The organism is Collimonas sp. (assembly GCF_035566375.1).
Classification (GTDB): domain Bacteria; phylum Pseudomonadota; class Gammaproteobacteria; order Burkholderiales; family Burkholderiaceae_D; genus Collimonas.
In genome coordinates, this window is the sequence record NZ_DATMRK010000051.1 from 115,071 (window position 1) to 130,784 (window position 15,714).

General features: G+C 56.2%; 14 protein-coding genes. 8 read left to right on the plus strand and 6 right to left on the minus strand.

Annotated features, from left to right (window positions below):
* Positions 1 to 130: 130 nt before the first annotated feature.
* Entirely contained in the window at positions 131 to 1,066 is a 936-nt protein-coding gene (locus VNZ60_RS17220) for a LysR family transcriptional regulator (protein WP_325661233.1), read from the plus strand.
* Between the two features lie 142 nt (positions 1,067 to 1,208).
* Entirely contained in the window at positions 1,209 to 1,673 is a 465-nt protein-coding gene (locus VNZ60_RS17225; protein ID WP_325661235.1) for a hypothetical protein, read from the plus strand.
* Between the two features lie 236 nt (positions 1,674 to 1,909).
* On the opposite strand, the gene VNZ60_RS17230 is transcribed toward VNZ60_RS17225, so the two are convergent.
* Positions 1,910 to 3,130: an MFS transporter gene (locus VNZ60_RS17230; protein ID WP_325661237.1), complete on the minus strand. Its 1,221-nt coding sequence runs from the start codon at positions 3,128 to 3,130 to the stop codon at positions 1,910 to 1,912.
* Between the two features lie 321 nt (positions 3,131 to 3,451).
* Between VNZ60_RS17230 and VNZ60_RS17235 the strand changes: the two genes are divergently transcribed.
* Positions 3,452 to 4,048 (plus strand): TetR/AcrR family transcriptional regulator, encoded by a 597-nt coding sequence (locus VNZ60_RS17235; RefSeq protein ID WP_325661239.1) that lies wholly within the window; start codon positions 3,452 to 3,454, stop codon positions 4,046 to 4,048.
* A gap of 190 nt (positions 4,049 to 4,238) precedes the next feature.
* Entirely contained in the window at positions 4,239 to 5,354 is a 1,116-nt protein-coding gene (locus VNZ60_RS17240; protein WP_414648879.1) for an alkene reductase, read from the plus strand.
* Positions 5,355 to 5,384: 30 nt separating this feature from the next.
* Here VNZ60_RS17240 and sorB read toward each other — a convergent pair whose 3' ends face one another.
* Positions 5,385 to 5,729 carry a SorB family sulfite dehydrogenase c-type cytochrome subunit gene (sorB, locus tag VNZ60_RS17245; RefSeq protein WP_325661243.1) on the minus strand — a complete coding sequence of 115 codons (345 nt, stop codon included), beginning with the start codon at positions 5,727 to 5,729 and terminating at the stop codon, positions 5,385 to 5,387.
* A 9-nt stretch (positions 5,730 to 5,738) separates the two neighbouring features.
* Positions 5,739 to 6,980, minus strand: coding sequence for a SorA family sulfite dehydrogenase catalytic subunit (gene sorA / locus VNZ60_RS17250; protein ID WP_325661245.1), 1,242 nt, complete (start codon positions 6,978 to 6,980; stop codon positions 5,739 to 5,741).
* A gap of 217 nt (positions 6,981 to 7,197) precedes the next feature.
* Between sorA and VNZ60_RS17255 the strand changes: the two genes are divergently transcribed.
* The 3 genes from VNZ60_RS17255 (at position 7,198) to VNZ60_RS17265 (ending at position 10,336) form a co-directional block, all read left to right on the plus strand.
* Positions 7,198 to 8,385 carry an acyl-CoA dehydrogenase gene (locus tag VNZ60_RS17255; protein WP_325661247.1) on the plus strand — a complete coding sequence of 396 codons (1,188 nt, stop codon included), beginning with the start codon at positions 7,198 to 7,200 and terminating at the stop codon, positions 8,383 to 8,385.
* Between the two features lie 150 nt (positions 8,386 to 8,535).
* Positions 8,536 to 8,961, plus strand: a complete 426-nt coding sequence (locus VNZ60_RS17260) for a DUF4019 domain-containing protein (protein WP_325661249.1) — start codon at positions 8,536 to 8,538, stop codon at positions 8,959 to 8,961.
* Positions 8,962 to 9,433: 472 nt separating this feature from the next.
* Positions 9,434 to 10,336 (plus strand): LysR substrate-binding domain-containing protein, encoded by a 903-nt coding sequence (locus VNZ60_RS17265; RefSeq protein WP_325661251.1) that lies wholly within the window; start codon positions 9,434 to 9,436, stop codon positions 10,334 to 10,336.
* A gap of 1 nt (position 10,337) precedes the next feature.
* Here the strand turns inward: VNZ60_RS17265 and VNZ60_RS17270 are convergent, their stop codons facing one another.
* The 3 genes from VNZ60_RS17270 to VNZ60_RS17280 all read right to left on the minus strand — a co-directional run bounded on the left by VNZ60_RS17270 (position 10,338) and on the right by VNZ60_RS17280 (position 13,980).
* Complete coding sequence (locus VNZ60_RS17270) at positions 10,338 to 11,738, minus strand: ATP-binding protein (protein WP_325661320.1); 1,401 nt, start codon at positions 11,736 to 11,738, stop codon at positions 10,338 to 10,340.
* Positions 11,739 to 11,853: 115 nt separating this feature from the next.
* On the minus strand, positions 11,854 to 12,567 hold the full coding sequence (locus tag VNZ60_RS17275; protein ID WP_325661253.1) for a response regulator transcription factor: 714 nt from the start codon (positions 12,565 to 12,567) through the stop codon (positions 11,854 to 11,856).
* Positions 12,568 to 13,980, minus strand: a complete 1,413-nt coding sequence (locus tag VNZ60_RS17280; RefSeq protein ID WP_325661255.1) for an ABC transporter substrate-binding protein — start codon at positions 13,978 to 13,980, stop codon at positions 12,568 to 12,570.
* A gap of 385 nt (positions 13,981 to 14,365) precedes the next feature.
* On the opposite strand from VNZ60_RS17280, the gene VNZ60_RS17285 reads away from it, so the two are divergent.
* Positions 14,366 to 15,625 (plus strand): ABC transporter substrate-binding protein, encoded by a 1,260-nt coding sequence (locus tag VNZ60_RS17285; RefSeq protein ID WP_325661257.1) that lies wholly within the window; start codon positions 14,366 to 14,368, stop codon positions 15,623 to 15,625.
* The last annotated feature ends 89 nt before the right edge of the window (positions 15,626 to 15,714 follow it).

Below are 15,714 nucleotides of genomic sequence, written 5' to 3' on the forward strand. Positions count from 1 at the left end.
AATGGACAGTTCGAGTTCGAGTAAGGAATCAGATTTAATCATCCGCTAAAAAGTGAATTCAATAAAATATCAATTTTTATGAGACCTATTCATTTATGATATGGATTAACATTTTCTGGATTTTCTAGCCATGCCCATTTCACTTAGGCACATCGAGGTGTTCCGAGCTGTAATGACCACAGGGAGCGTCACCGAGGCAGCGGCGCTGCTGCGGACCTCGCAACCGACCGTCAGCAGAGATCTCGCCCGTTTTGAATCACAGGTTCACATGAATTTGTTCGATCGCGTACGTGGCCGGCTGCTGCCTACAGCACCAGCCATATTGTTATTCGAGGAAGTGAAACGCTCATATTTGGGGCTGGAGCGTGTCATTAGTCTCGCATCGTCGATAAGGCAATTCGAAAAGGGGCAACTATCCATCATTTGTCTTCCTACATTTTCGCAAACACTGTTGCCCGTAGTCTGCCGTCAATTTCTGGAACGCTTCCCTGCGGTTAGTTTGAGCATCACGCCGCAAGAATCCCCTCTGCTGGAGGAATGGCTGACATCGCAACGACATGATCTCGGTCTTACAGAAACCGCCGCCACGCCGCAAGCTACCGGCCGCTCGCTCTTGTTTGCCGAAGATATGGTATGCGTCCTGCCGGAGGGGCATTCATTGCTGGCCAAGGCAAGGCTTACGCCAAAGGATTTTTCAGGAGAATCTTTCATCAACCTGTCTGTCTTCGACACCTATCGGCGACAACTGGACAACGTTTTCGAAGATAACGGCGTAGATCGTCGCATAGCGATTGAAACGGCGAGCGCCGCGTCCGTATGCGCAATGGTCAGGCAAGGTTTGGGATTAGCTGTCGTAAATCCGCTGACCGCAATGGAGGAGGCGGGACGCGGTCTTCATTTACGGCGCTTTTCTGAATCGATACCGTTTGTTGTGAGCCTGGTCAGGCCGGAACACAGAGCGTCCTCGGTACTTGTCGATGAATTCGAGGCGATCTTGCGTAACCATTCTTTGACGCTGTCTAAAGATTTAAAGAGAGCCTTAAAACCAAAAGCACAAAGAGCTTAAATGGCCGTGCAGATCTAAGCTCCAACAATCGGTTTTGGGTGAATTCAAACGATTCGGCGCGGACCGGTATTGACACAATTTGCACGTTTGAGCCCTAGCCAATACACTGAACCTCTCAGTATCGCAAACTCGTCAGGTAACCATGCAAACACATGCTCCCGTTGTAAACGCATTTCCACTACCTTCAGGCGCCGAAGCCGAAATCGACGCGCTGATGCAGGCCTTTTTTTCCGTATTCACCAACAAGAATGGCGTCAAGCCGGACCTCGACGCCATTCACCGCATGTTCCTTCCGCAAGGCCTGATCATCAAATGCAACGGCGCTGAGCGCGAGATTTACACACTGCAGGAATTCATCGAGCCGCGCCGGCAATTGCTGAGCGGCGGGCGGCTGATCGAATTCCAGGAACAGGAAGTGTCGGCTCGCACCGATATCTTCGGCAGCATTGCGCAACGTTATAGCATCTACAAGAAATCCGGAATTCTTGACGGCCAGGCGTTTCAAGCCCGTGGCGTCAAAGCCATGCAATTGATCCGCATGGACGGCTGGAAGCTGGTTTCGCTGGCTTGGGAAGACGAACGCGATGGTCTCGCCATTCCAGATTGAGAGTTTCATAATTCATGACATCACCACGGCAAGAGTCATCTGGGGTCAGAGTCAACTTTCGCAGCGCTTCATCGCGAAACTTGACTCTGACCTCACATGACGGATTCGGAGAAGGACAGCGTGCATTACGCGGTTTTGTTCTTTTCTAACGATGAGGCAGGTACTCCGTGACCCGCTAACTGGGTAAGGGCATCGTCATGTTTTATGAAACTCTCAATTACTCTTTACTCTTGACTTTAATCTCTGATATCGCGCAACGGCGAAGTCTTCAGCAAACCAAAAGTCAGCAGGCTGCCGCCCGCCGCGATAGCAATCAAGCCGCTGCGCACACCCAGGTGCTCGGCAATCCAGCCGGCCGACAAAGCACCTAGCGGCGCCGCCGCCACTGTCATGAAACGCATGGTCGACACCATGCGGCCGTGATAAGCATCCGGCGTCAGTTTCAGCCGCAGCGCCAGGTAAGGCATGAAATACAGCATGGCGCTGCAATCGAACACGAACACCACCACGCCATACGCCAAAGCGCTCAGCAGCGGCGAACCAAACAGGTTCGCCGGAATCATCGCCAGCAACAGCCAGGCCGCGCCCGTGCCGCCGAGGCCGATCAGGATCGTGCGGCCGCTGCCGAATTTTCTGGAGAGCGGCTTGAGCAGGATGGAACTGGCCAGCACTCCCAGGCCGCCTAGCGTTTGCGCTGCGCCCAACACGCCCGGCGACATGCCCAGCTGATGGGTCGCGAACAAAATCTGCAAGGCCAGGTAACCGTTGAACAACACCTGCCACAAGGCTGTGCCCCAGGCCAGCGCCCACAGCACTTCATGATTTCTGACCATCTTGATGCCGTCCAGCATATCGCGAAAAGGATGGCGGTCAGACGGCGCGGGATAGCCATCCCGCTTGCGCAGATAACGCAGATTCCACGATGACGCCATGAACCCGAGCGCATCGACCAGTACCGCCACCGGCGCCGTCAGCAACTGCACCAGCATGCCGGCGATGCCGGGGCCGACCAGGCGCGCCATGGAATCGGTTGCGGCAAACTTGCCTTGCGCATCCAGCAAATGCTCGCGCCCGACCAGCTGCGCCAAAAACACTTGGGAAGCGCTGCCGCCTATCACAAAGCCGATTCCCATCAGAAAACCGACCGCGTATAGCACATGCATGCTCAGCAAACCCAGCCAGTAGCTGAGCGGGATCACCATCAGCACCACGCCGAACAGGAATTCCGACCACAACAGCACCGGATACTTGCTGCGCCGGTCCAGCCAGACGCCGACAGGCAAGGAAAACAGCGCGAACGGCAAAGTCTGCAGCGCGATCAGGGTACCCATCTGGGCCGGGGTCGCTTGCAGCAGAAGTACGGCAGTGAGCGGTATCGCCAGGCTGCTGATCTGTTCGCCAAAGCTGGCGAGAACGGTAGTCAGCCAGAAGCGGCGAAAATCGTGATGGCGCAGCATCGGGTCGGCCGATAGCTTGCGTGTGAAAAATTGACGGAATGCGTTAAAAATGATGCAACTCTCTGAAAGCGATCAAACTGGATAAGTAAGCGCGGGACGAATCGTTCCTGATGGGAACATTAACCAAATGATAGCAGTAACACGGGCTGCATTTGCCTGCCGTCACAAATTAAATTGCCGGATGCTCATAGGTAAAACAAGATCTGGCTAGGGCTCAATCTGCGGCTTTTCCAAGGGGATTTCCGAGCACGATAAAAATATCAATAAATCATTATTTTTCAACGCCAAGCAATTTGAGACGACTGGTCGTATAATGGCGAAATGAATAAAGTCCACACTTCTATCGATACCCGCGCAACCCTGCTCGAAACCGGGCTCAAGCTGTTCGCGGATCAAGGTTACAACGGCACCGGCATCAAGGAAATCGTTGATGCCGCTGGCGTCCCCAAGGGGTCGTTTTACAACTACTTCAAGAGCAAGGAAGATTTCGGCGCGGCGGTCATCTCGCACTACTCGGCCGGCTTTGCAGAAAAGTGGTCGGCCAGTTTAGCCGAAGGACCGCAGCAGCCGCTGGCCGCGCTGCAAAACAGCTATGAACAGATCATCAGTTACCACGAACAATGCACAGTCAAATCCGGCTGCCTGCTGGGCAATTTTGCGGCAGAGATGTCGGAATCCAGCGAGCTCTGCCGTCTTACCCTGCAACAAGTGGTCAGCGGTTGGCACAAGCGCTTCAGCAGCTATTTGCGCAAAGCCCAGGCCGACGGCTCGGTACGTACCGATCTGAGCGCGGAGCAGTTGACGGATTTCTTCTGGAACGCATGGGAAGGCGCTTTGCTGCGCATGAAAATCGAGCGCTCGACGGCGCCGGTGCGCGCCTGCGTCGATTTGATGTTCAATGATTTTTTTCTGCCGTAGTGTTTATTCGCCGCCCTGCTCCATCAGGTTTTGCACTGCCGACGGAGCAGATAAATGTAAATTTTTTTAAAACAGAATTCAAGACGACCGGTCATTTATCGACCTGTTTTGCAGTTTTTAGCAGTAACAAATCAAGCAGCAAGTCAAACCACCACTCGCTTAACAGCGATTTATTCACGAAGGAATGCACATGAGCCGCACCCAGGAAACCCGTACCGAAGACAGCCTGTTTCAACCAGCCCGCATCGGCGACATCGAACTCTCCAACCGGATTGTGATGGCGCCCCTGACCCGCAACCGCGCGGGTGAAGGCAACGTCCCCAATGAATTGAATCTGAAGTATTACGCCCAACGCGCCAGTGCCGGCCTGATCGTTACCGAGGCGACCCAGGTTTCAGCCCAGGCCCAGGGTTACGCCAACACCCCTGGCCTGCATACGCCGGAACAGGTCGCCGCCTGGAAAAAAATCACCGACGCCGTGCACGCAAAAGGCGGCCGCATCGTGGTGCAGATCTGGCATACCGGCCGCATGTCGCATGTATCGTTCCAGCCGGAGCGCAAAGCGCCGGTGGCGCCATCGGCGATCCGCGCCGACGCCAAGACCTTTGTGGTCGGCGAAGGTTTTGTCGACACTTCAGTACCGCGCGAACTGGCCTTGGCCGATATTCCAGGTGTGGTCGACGATTTCCGCCAGACTGCAAGACGCGCTCTCGAAGCCGGTTTTGACGGCATTGAAATTCACGGCGCGCACGGCTATCTGCTCGACAGCTTCCTGCGCGACGGTTCCAATCATCGCAGCGACAACTACGGCGGCAGCATAGAAAACCGCGCCCGCCTGTTGCTGGAAGTGGTAGCGGCTACTACTGCTGAAATCGGCGGCGGCCGGGTCGGCGTGCGCCTGTCGCCGGTATCGCCGGTCAACGATTCCAGCGAAAGCCAGCCGCAGCCGCTGTTCAATTATGTGGTGGAACAACTCAACCAGTTCGGCCTGGCTTATCTGCACGTGGTCGAAGGCCACACCGGCGGCCCGCGCGATAACGCGCCGTTCGATTACGAAGCACTGCATCAGCGCTTTGACGGCGCCTGGCTGGTGAACAACGGCTACGACCGCATCATGGCGCGCCAAGCCATTGCCAGCGGCCATGCCGATCTGGTTGCCTTCGGCCGCGCCTTCATCACCAACCCGGATCTGGTCTATCGCTTGCAACACAACCTGCCGCTGAACGTGCCGTTTGCCGATGCGCCGTTGTATGGCGGTGTGGGTGAACATGGGTATACCGACTACCCGGCGTTGACTGAAGCGTAACCGGCGATCGAGACTTAGAGCCGGCGCAGCTTACGGTGCTGCTGCCGGCTTTTCAGAGCCATAGGTGATCGCCAGGTATTCTCCAATCTGCTTGACTTGGTCATCGCTCAACGGCGCACCATATGCGTGCTGCATCTTCGCTACTTCGGCAGTCCATTGCGTCAGGCTCATCTTGCCGGGCTGCTGGTTGATGTAGTCGGCGGAATGACAGATCGCGCACATCTGCGTGGCGATCACGTAACCCGGATGAGTGGAAGGCTTGAGCTGGGCCGTTTCCTGCGGCAGCGTAATACTCAAGGGCGCTGCCGACGCATTCGCGGCAAGCCAGACTGCGCCCAGGAGAATGCTGGCAACCATTGTTTTTACGTTGTTCATCGCGATCTCCTAAGCAACGCTTATTTTTGTGGTTTCAATCACGTTGCGCGCATAACCCGCCGGATTCCAGGTGGCTTCAAGCGGCTGTATTTCGCCGCTCTGCGCAGTCGCCCTCACCATCAATTGCAACTCGCCCTTGCGCGCTGGCGTGAAACCGAAACGCCATTCGCGAAAAGAATACTTTCCGAGATCCTTGCCCAGCACCGCCTCCTTCCATGTCTGGCCGCCGTCTTCTGAAATATCCACAGCCTTGATACCGCTGCCACCATCGAATGCAATCCCTTTCAGTTCGGTCCGGCGCCCGGCATGGACAATTGAACCGTCATGCAGGCTGGTGATAAAAGAGCGCGTTTTCAAACGCGAAATCGGCCGCGTTTTTCCGGGCGCGGTTGCGGCTGGCACGCATTGGCAATCGTTGTCGGGAACCCGGTACGCCGTCGCCATGAAGAAACCGTCGTAGACGTGATCCAGGACCTCGATCTGATTCAGGTGCTTGACCCAATATGTGCCGAAATAACCGGGCACGATCAATTTGATCGGATAGCCGTTCAGGAAAGGAATATCGGTTCCGTTCATGGACCAGGCGATGATCGGCTCGGCGCTGAGGGCGTGATCGATATCGAGCGCCTTGATGAATTCCGGCGTGGTCGGCAGCACCGGCTGGTCCAGGCCCTTGAAACTCACCTGCCTGGCTTCAGCCATTACGCCGGCGTGTTCCAGCACGGCCTTCAAAGGCACGCCGACCCAACGCGCATTTCCCATCGAACCGTTGCCGAGCTGTGCGCCAAATACGCGCGGCTTCGAGAAGGCGCGGCTGTTGCCTGAACATTGGTTGACCGCCACCACTTCGACCGCAGGCGCAATCGCCTTCAGTTCGGCCAGCGACAGCGACAGCTCGCGCTCGACCCGGCCGCTGATTCTTAATCGATAGGTGTCGGCGTCAATCGAGGTCGGAATATTCGCCAGGTGGTAGCGCACGAAAAATGCATCATTCGCAGTAAGCGGCCCTTCGTTGAACACGCTGAACGGCGTTTCAAGATGCGGCGGACGCGTCGTGATCCGCAGCAGCGGACGTTTTTGCGGATAAGCGATCAGATCGCGCTCGCCGTTTTCCACCGGTATGCTGGCGGTGGTGACGGCGGCAGCGGCAACGCTGCGCAGCGGCGCCAGCGCCAGCGCACCTGCGGCAAACCCGGCATGCTGCAAGAATTTCCGGCGGCTGGATGCGCCCTTGCCTTGGTCGAATTTCATGATGGCCTCCTGTGATATCAATATTGTTGTAATTATGCGAGCTGGCCCGACAGCGAAAGTGCGGCGCAGCTGCCCGGCCCAGAGTATTTTGCTTCGGGTAAGATGGCAACAACCCAAGTACAGAACTTTAGTACGATCGCCTCAAACGGTAAAGCGAATTGCAAAGCTAACATCTACCTGTTGCCTAGCTAGATCGCAAAAATTTTGGAGAAAACGAATGTCATCATCACACGCCAGCTTTCACTGGGACGATCCGCTTTTATTGGAGCAGCAACTCAGCGGTGAAGAACGTATGGTGCGCGACAGCGCCGCCGCTTACGCGCAAGAGAAACTGGCGTCGCGGGTATTGATGTCGTTCCGTAATGAACAAACCGATGTTGAAATTTTCCGCGAAATGGGTGCGCTCGGCATGCTTGGCGCCACCATCCCGGAAGAATACGGCGGCGCTGGCCTGAATTACGTCAGCTATGGCTTGATCGCCCGCGAAATCGAACGCGTCGATTCCGGTTACCGCTCCATGATGAGCGTGCAAAGCTCGTTGGTGATGCTGCCGATTTTCGAATTCGGCAATCCAGCCACTAAACGAAAATACCTACCTAAACTGGCCAGCGGCGAATTTATCGGCTGCTTCGGTTTGACCGAACCGAATCATGGCTCCGATCCCGGCGGCATGGAAACCCGGGCCCGCAAGGTCGATGGCGGCTATGCGATTTCCGGCGCCAAGATGTGGATCACCAACAGTCCGATCGCCGATGTGTTCGTGGTCTGGGCCAAGGACGATGAAGGAGCCATCCGCGGCTTCGTGCTTGAAAAAGGCTGGCCAGGTTTGTCGACTCCGGTGATCCACGGCAAAGTCGGCTTGCGCACCTCGATCACCGGCGAGATCGTGATGGACCAGGTGTTCTGCCCCGAGGAAAATGCTTTCCCCGATGTGCGTGGCTTGAAAGGCCCGTTCACCTGCCTCAATTCGGCACGCTACGGGATCGCCTGGGGCGCGCTGGGCGCCGCCGAATCCTGCTGGCATACGGCGCGTCAATACACGCTGGATCGCAAACAGTTCGGCCGGCCGCTGGCTGCTAACCAGCTAGTGCAGGTAAAACTGGTCGACATGCAAACCGAGATCACGATGGCGTTGCAAGGCTGCTTGCGGCTAGGGCGCATGAAAGACGAAGGCACGGCGGCAGTCGAAATCACTTCCATCATGAAACGCAATTCCTGCGGCAAGGCGCTAGCCATCGCCCGTGTTGCGCGCGACATGCTGGGCGGCAACGGCATTTCCGACGAATTCGGCGTGATCCGCCATCTGGTGAATCTGGAAGTGGTGAATACCTACGAAGGAACACATGACGTGCATGCGCTGATCCTGGGCCGGGCGCAAACCGGCATAGCGGCTTTTGCCAACTGAGGCCAGGTACTGACGCTAGGCACAGCAAACCCGCCCGCATTGCAAATCGCCGCCTCAACCCCTATGATTTGATCGTATTTCCAATCAGGTCGTGACAAGGCAGCAAATTCAGCACAATCCGCAGCAGAAGTTCATCCAGGGGCAAGGAAAATGAAAACCATACTGACACTAGTCACCGCCGCACTGCTGACATCCGCGACACCCAGCTTCGCTGCGGACCCGCCAGCCGAGCTCATCAAGGAAGCCACAACTGCGGCCACTACCTGGATCAAGCTGACCGATTCCGGCAAGTACGGCGAGAGCTGGGAGCGTGCCGGTACATTCTTCAAGACCGGCATCGCAAAAAACACCTGGGAAACCGGCATCCGCTCACTCAGAGCGCCGCTTGGCGCGGTCAAAGCACGCGAACTCAAAAGCACGGAATATGCAACCACCCTGCCCAGCGCACCCGACGGTGAATATGTGGTGATCCAATACGAGACGCAATTCGAAAATAAAAAATCGGCGATCGAAACGGTGACGCCTATGCGCGAGAAGGACGGTAGCTGGAAAGTTTCAGGCTATTTCATTCGCTGATGAAAATCAGAAATGGTAAAACCGAGGCGCGGGGAAATAGGCGAGGGACAAATAGACGAGAGGCAAAGCAGAAGAAATACAGATCGATGGAGTCGCGACCCTGATTATTTGGTGGGCCTGGTGTAACCCCAGGATCCGAAAGCCACCTTGTGAGGGCCTCGAAATCTCTTAATGCAGGGCGCCTTGTGGGCAAATCTGGAACATAACCAGAAATCGTTTTCTCAAAAGCAGTCAAAAGCAGAGCGGGTCTGCCTGAGCTTTCACTGAACTGTTGTTCAACTTAAAATTCGGTGACGCTATCACTGTTGACAATCTCAGCAACGTCTTCAGTGCAGACAGTGTCACAAGAATGGAATATCATGTCCACTCACAAATTCGTATGTACCATAGCTGATTGTTATAGTCGTTTTTTATAGCCGCCTATTTCAACTTTATGCGCCCGCGAGACAGCACCCTGCAATGATATAAAACCATGATCCGATTCAGACAAATCGAGGCTTTCCGCTCACTGATGATTTCCGGCACCAGTGTCTCGGCCGCCCGCCGCATGCATGTGACACAGCCGGCAATCAGCCGCTTGATTGCCGATTTAGAGGCAGACCTCGGTTTTCGCCTGTTCAACCGCGCCAAAGGCCGGCTCGAACCGACCAACGCCGGAGTCCGTTTTTACAAAGCGGTAGAAGAAAATTTTCTGGGGCTGGAACGGCTGATGCAGGTGGCCGGCAACATTCGCCATGAAGCGCCGGAAGGTCTCACGATTGCCTGCCTGCCGGTGCTGTCCACCACTCTGCTGCCTGAGGTGCTGCAGCGCTTCTTTAAACAGCACCCCGATGTCTCGGTCAAGATCGACAGTTGCACCGTACCCGAGATCCTGGTCAGCCTGCAAGATCTCAAGGTTGACATGGCGCTGAGCCTGGCGTTTCCACCGTTCGCCGGCATCGAAGTGGAACCGATCATGGAAGCATCCGTGCTATGTGCGATGCTGGCGACCCATCCCTTGGCGCAAAAGGAAATCATCCTGCCGGAAGACCTTGACGGCGAAAACGTGATCGGCTGGATGCCTAACAGCGCGCAATCCTATGACCGTGAACTATCGACCCTGAAGTCGGCTGCGATCCGCCCCAATTACACGATTCAGACGCACACCTCGCATACCCGCTACGCTATGGTTGCGAATGGTTTCGGGGTCGCCATCGTAGAGCCGTTTGCGGCCAAGATCTGGCGTCCGCACGGCGTTGTCACCCGCCCCTTCAAGGCCGACATCAATTACAAATATGTGCTCGCCTACCCAAGCGGCGGCATCCGTTCCGAATTGGGCCACGACCTGCGCGAAGCAGCTTTGCATGTGGCAAAAAACTATAGCTTCGGCTTGTAAGCTAACTGGCAGGCAAGACGATGGTAGCCACCAGGCCGCCATCGGCATGGTTGTGCAGCCGCAGCTCACCGCCATGCGCTTGCACGATATTGCGTGCGATACCCAAACCCAATCCCATGCCGCCGGCATTCTGGTCGCGGCCGTGCTCCAGCCGGGTGTATGGATCGAACAAACTGTGCAAGGCCTCTTCAGGCACACCCGGGCCATGATCGCGAATCTGGATCTGGATTTCCTGGCCCGATTCGCCAGCAATCGCGCTGACCGCGATCTCGACTTTTTCACCGTAATGCAAAGCGTTGTCAAACAGATTGCCGATAGCGCGCTTGAGCGCCAGCGGCTTGGCCATCACTGTCAGTCCGGATTCGCTGAACGCCACCTCGTGCCCCGCCATGCGGGCGTCCCGTATCATGCGCAAGATCAGGGCGTCGAGCCGCACCTCGGTACGGTTTTCATGGATATCGCTATCCTTGACCGATTGCAAAGCGCCTTTCACCATCATGTCGAGCTCGTCCAGATCTTCATGGAATTCGCTGCGCAGCTGCTCGTCGTCGAGCAACTCGCTGCGCAGTTTCAAGCGTGTGATGGGCGTGCGCAAATCATGTGAAATGGAGACAAACAAACGCTCGCGATCGTCCAGATAGCGTTTGATGCGTTCACGCATGGCCCGGAAAGCGCGCGCAGTCTTGATAAATTCGCGGCTGCCGGTTTCCGGCAATTCAGGCGCGGCCTCGCCTTTGCCGAAGGCTTCGGCGGCGTCCGACAGCGCCGCCAGCGGGCGCGTGGTCCAGCGCACTACCAGAATCGATAGCAGCAGCACCGTGGCCAGTGACACGCCTTGCAACAGCAGGCGCTCCGGCGACAGAGGATTATCGCTATCGAGGAAATAAGGATTCGGCATAAGCGCCGCCAGGTATAACCAGTTGCCGGGTTCAAGCTCGGTCTGGATCACCAGCACCGGCGCCGGATTCGGTTTGATCAGCAGCGTATGCTGAACCCAGCTGTCCGGCAAATCCGCGACTTGCAAACCTTGCGGCGACACCATCAGATCGTCGGGCCAGGCAAACGCCAGGCGGAATCCGGGTAGAAAAGGCAGGTCGGTTTTCAGGGTAGCGCCAATATCGGCCAGCGCCATATTGGCCAGAGGATTATCGGCAATCTGGCGGATCGTCACCGGGCCGTCGTTGGTGTTCACAAAAAAACGGGTGCCACCCATTTCACGCAATTGCTGGATCAGGATCGGCCGGTAATTTGCCGGCAAGCTCATGAAAAAACGGATCGCGCTGGCCGCACTATGCGCCAGATGCTGAGCCGCCGTCTTGGTTTCGATTTCGGCCTTGCTGCGCAATTGCGCCGACCAGATCAAGCCGCCGGCCAGCTGGGTCACCAGCACGCCGAACACCATCACTACCGACAGCCGGCCCAGCAGCGTATGCGGCAGCAGCCAGGACAGCAGCTGGTTATACCAGGCCGACCAGCTACGCGCGGGCACGGACTCAGGTTTGCGCTCAGATTTGCGCTCAGGTTTGAGAAACGGCCACATCGGCAGAGAAGACATAACCGGCGCCGCGCACCGTTTTGATCAGATGAGGATCTTTGCCGCCATCGTTCAAGCGCAAGCGCAGTTTGCTGATCTGCACATCCAGCGAACGGTCCAGTGGGCCGACATCGCGGCCGCGGGTTTCTTCGCATAGCACGCCGCGATCGAGCACATCGCCCGGATGTTCGACAAAGTATTTCAGCAATTGATAATCGAGGCCGGTGAGCGCCACCAACTGGCCTTCCGGGTCGCTCAGGGTACGCTCTACCGTATCCAGCGTAAAACCGACAAAGCGGTAGTAGCGCGGCGCTACCGCACTGTCTATGCCGCTACGGCGATGGATGGCTTTGATGCGCGCCAGCAGTTCACGCGGGCTGTAGGGCTTGGCGATATAGTCGTCGGCGCCAAGTTCGAGACCGACCACCCGATCGGTTTCATCGGAACTGGCGGTGAGCATGATGATCGGCACATTGGAACGGCGCCGCACCGTTTTGCAAAGGGCAAAGCCATCGGTATCCGGCAGCATCACGTCCAGGATCACCAGCGACAATTCATCCGCATAGCGCTGGAACTCGGCCAGAAACGCTTCGCCGTTATGCGCCAGGCGCACTTCATACTGATTCTTTTCCAGGTAGGCTTTTAACAGCGTCCGGGTTTTCTGGTCGTCATCAACAATCAATATCTTGCGCATCAACTATTCCTGCTTTCCTGTTTTCGACAAAGACCGGGCGATGCTGACCAACCGGCGCTGGATATCGCTCTCGCTCATCTTGTCATCCACAAAATAACGATGTACTTCGGCCACGATGGCGTCTTTCGCAGTTTCGTCGGCGGCCATCCGATGCACCAGGCTCGGCGCCTGAAATGCGCTTCCTTTGCTGAACGCGCTCCACGAGGAACGCGCGCAACTATCCATTTTCGATAATGCCGGAGAGCGCCACACCGAGATCGCACCCTTGGCCTGATTGTAAGCGCTTTGCACCGGCTGCGACATGATCAGCTGCGCCAGTTTTTCCTGCGCCGGCTGATGCGAATAGTCGCCGGCGAACATGGCCAGGGTGTCGACGCTGTACAAATGATAGTCCGCGGTGCCAGGCACTGCGGCACAGGAAAATTCCTGATCGGTAGTCAAACCCCATGCCAGCAACTCGCCCTTGGCCCAGTCGCCCATGACGAACATGGCGGCGTCGCCATCGGCCAGCTGGCGCGTCATTTCCGGCCAAGGCCGCTCCTTGACCGGCTGCGCCATCCACGCCTTGAGCGCCCGCAAGCGCTGCAGGGCATGCGTCATGCGGGTATCGCCGAATGCGCCGGGGCTCAAATCGACAAACAGAGAACGGTAATAGGCCGGGCCGCTTTCGGCCAGCACCAGCGTTTCAAACAAGGTGGCGACTTGCCAGGCTTCGCTGCTTTGCGCCAGCGGAGTGACGCCGGCCTGTTTGAGTTTTTCCGCCACACGCTCGAATTCGGCCCAGGTCCTGGGAGCCGTCAGACCGAGCCGGTCGAAGATCTTCTTGTTGTAGAACAGATTATTGATGCGATGAATGCCCAGCGGCGCCGCCACCACATGGCCGCGGTTATGCACCAGCGACCAGACCGTGGGAAACAGCAGCTTTTGCCAGCCGCCCGGGGTGGCGACATCATCCAGCTCCAGCAGCAAACCGAGATCGGCCCACTCGCCAAATACAATTCCGTTCAGCTGGGTGGCCTCGGGGGCTTTACCGGCCAGCACCATGCTCTTGAGCACCTTGCTGGCGCCCAGGCCGGCGCCGCCGGGAATGGCGGCGTCACGCCATTGAATATTTTCTTCGGCAAGTTTGCTTGCCAGCACATCAACCGCCTTGCGCTCGCCGGCCGAGGTCCACCAGTGCACCACTTGCAATGCCGCTGGCGGTTGATTTTGATTTGGGATTGACGTCACGGTGGCGGCGTCGGCGCTATTGATCGCGTATTTAATAAATAAACTAAGAAGCAAACTAAGCAGACAGCCAAACACCAATAGTACGAACCAGCTACGCCCCCCTGTCACCCAGGTTGGCAAGCCACCCCGGTCATTCGCGTGTCGCTTATCAATCATCGTGCGCCTTGTTGATATTTTTATAAACACTTGGTCTCCCACATCGCGTGTGACTATAGCGCAAGTCCGCTGCCTAACGTTAGCGACGTTAGCGCTCTTCTCGTTTTGTAAAGAAACGTAAATATTCGTAATTTTATCTATACTGACTGAAGCCGCATTTGGTCCGCAGGCGCCGTCCGCACCAATGAAACGCTGATTATTTGCTGGCGGCGCTGTAAAGATATGTAATCCGCAAAAATCTGAAAATTCACGCTTTCCCAATAAAATCAATGCCTTAAGCAAATTGCACAGGCTATTCACAAGGAAGATGGCAACACAATTTTTATGGTGCTAATGTCTGTGCGCGGCGGTTTGATAGGCCTCAAGCTTTACAGAGAACCGCACAAATCCGATAAAAACCCAACAGGAGACTTTGATGCAATCCATCAACCGAATTCGCACCATCCGCAATGCCGTACTGATCGCCCTGGCGACCTTCGGCACGGCACAAGCCGGCACACTGACAATTGAAAGCTGGCGGGTTGACGACAAGACCCTATGGGAAACCGTGCTGATTCCGGCATTCCAGAAAAAAAATCCCGGGATTGAAGTCAAATTCTCGCCTACCGCCCCTACCGAATACGACTCCAGCCTGACCGCGCGCCTGGCCGGCGGCACCGCAGGCGACCTGATCGCTTGCCGCCCTTTCGATGTCTCGCTGTCTTTGTACAAAAAAGGAAACCTGGAAAAGCTGGACGGCAAACCAGGCATGGAACACTTCCCTGCTTCCGCCAAGACCGCATGGCAGACCGATGACGGCAAAGACACTTTCTGCATGCCGATCGCATCGGTGATGCACGGCTTCCTGTACAACCAGAAAATCTTCAAAGAGCTGAACCTGCAACCGCCAAAAACCGAAGCTGAATTCTTCAAAGTGCTGGACACCGTCAAGAGTAGCGGCAAATACACGCCGCTGGCGCTGGGCACCGCAGACCAATGGGAATCCAGCCAGGTGGTGTTTACCGGCATCGGACCGAACTACTGGAAGGGTGAAGAAGGCCGCAAAGCACTGATCGCCGGCAAGGAAAAATTCACCGATCCTAATTTCGTCAACGCCTTTGAATACGAAGCAAAACTGGGCAAATACCTGTCCAAGGGCGCCAGCTCGCAAACCTACGGCGACAGCCAGAACCAGTTCGCTCTGGGCAAGGCCGCGATCTATCCGACCGGCTCCTGGGATATCGCCTATTTCAACACCAACGCCAAATTCGAAATGGGCGCCTTCCCGCCGCCGGTGCCGAAAGCCGGCGACAAATGCTATATCTCCGATCACAACGATATCGGCATGGGCGTCAACAAGAAATCCAAGAACAAGGAAGACGCATACAAGTTCCTGGCCTGGCTTGGCTCGCAAGAATTTGCTGACATCTATACCAATAAAGTTACTGGCTTCTTCTCGCTGTCGGATCACCTGATCTCGGTCAAGGATCCGGTTGCCAAGCAAATGATCGACTGGCGCAAATCCTGTTCGTCGACGATTCGCCTCAACGCGCAAATCCTCAACCGCGGCGAACCGAGCATGGAAAACCAGTTGTGGAACGTGAATGCCCAGGTGCTGAATGGCAAGCTGGCGCCTAAGGAAGCTGCGGCGCAAATCCAGACCGGGTTCGCCAAGTGGTATAAGCCGCAACAATAAGTAGCATATCAAGCACTGCTGTCCGTTAAGCGGGGAAGAGTCTAAGATTGATTCTGTCCCGTGTGTTAAGCCCGGCAACAGGCCTGACA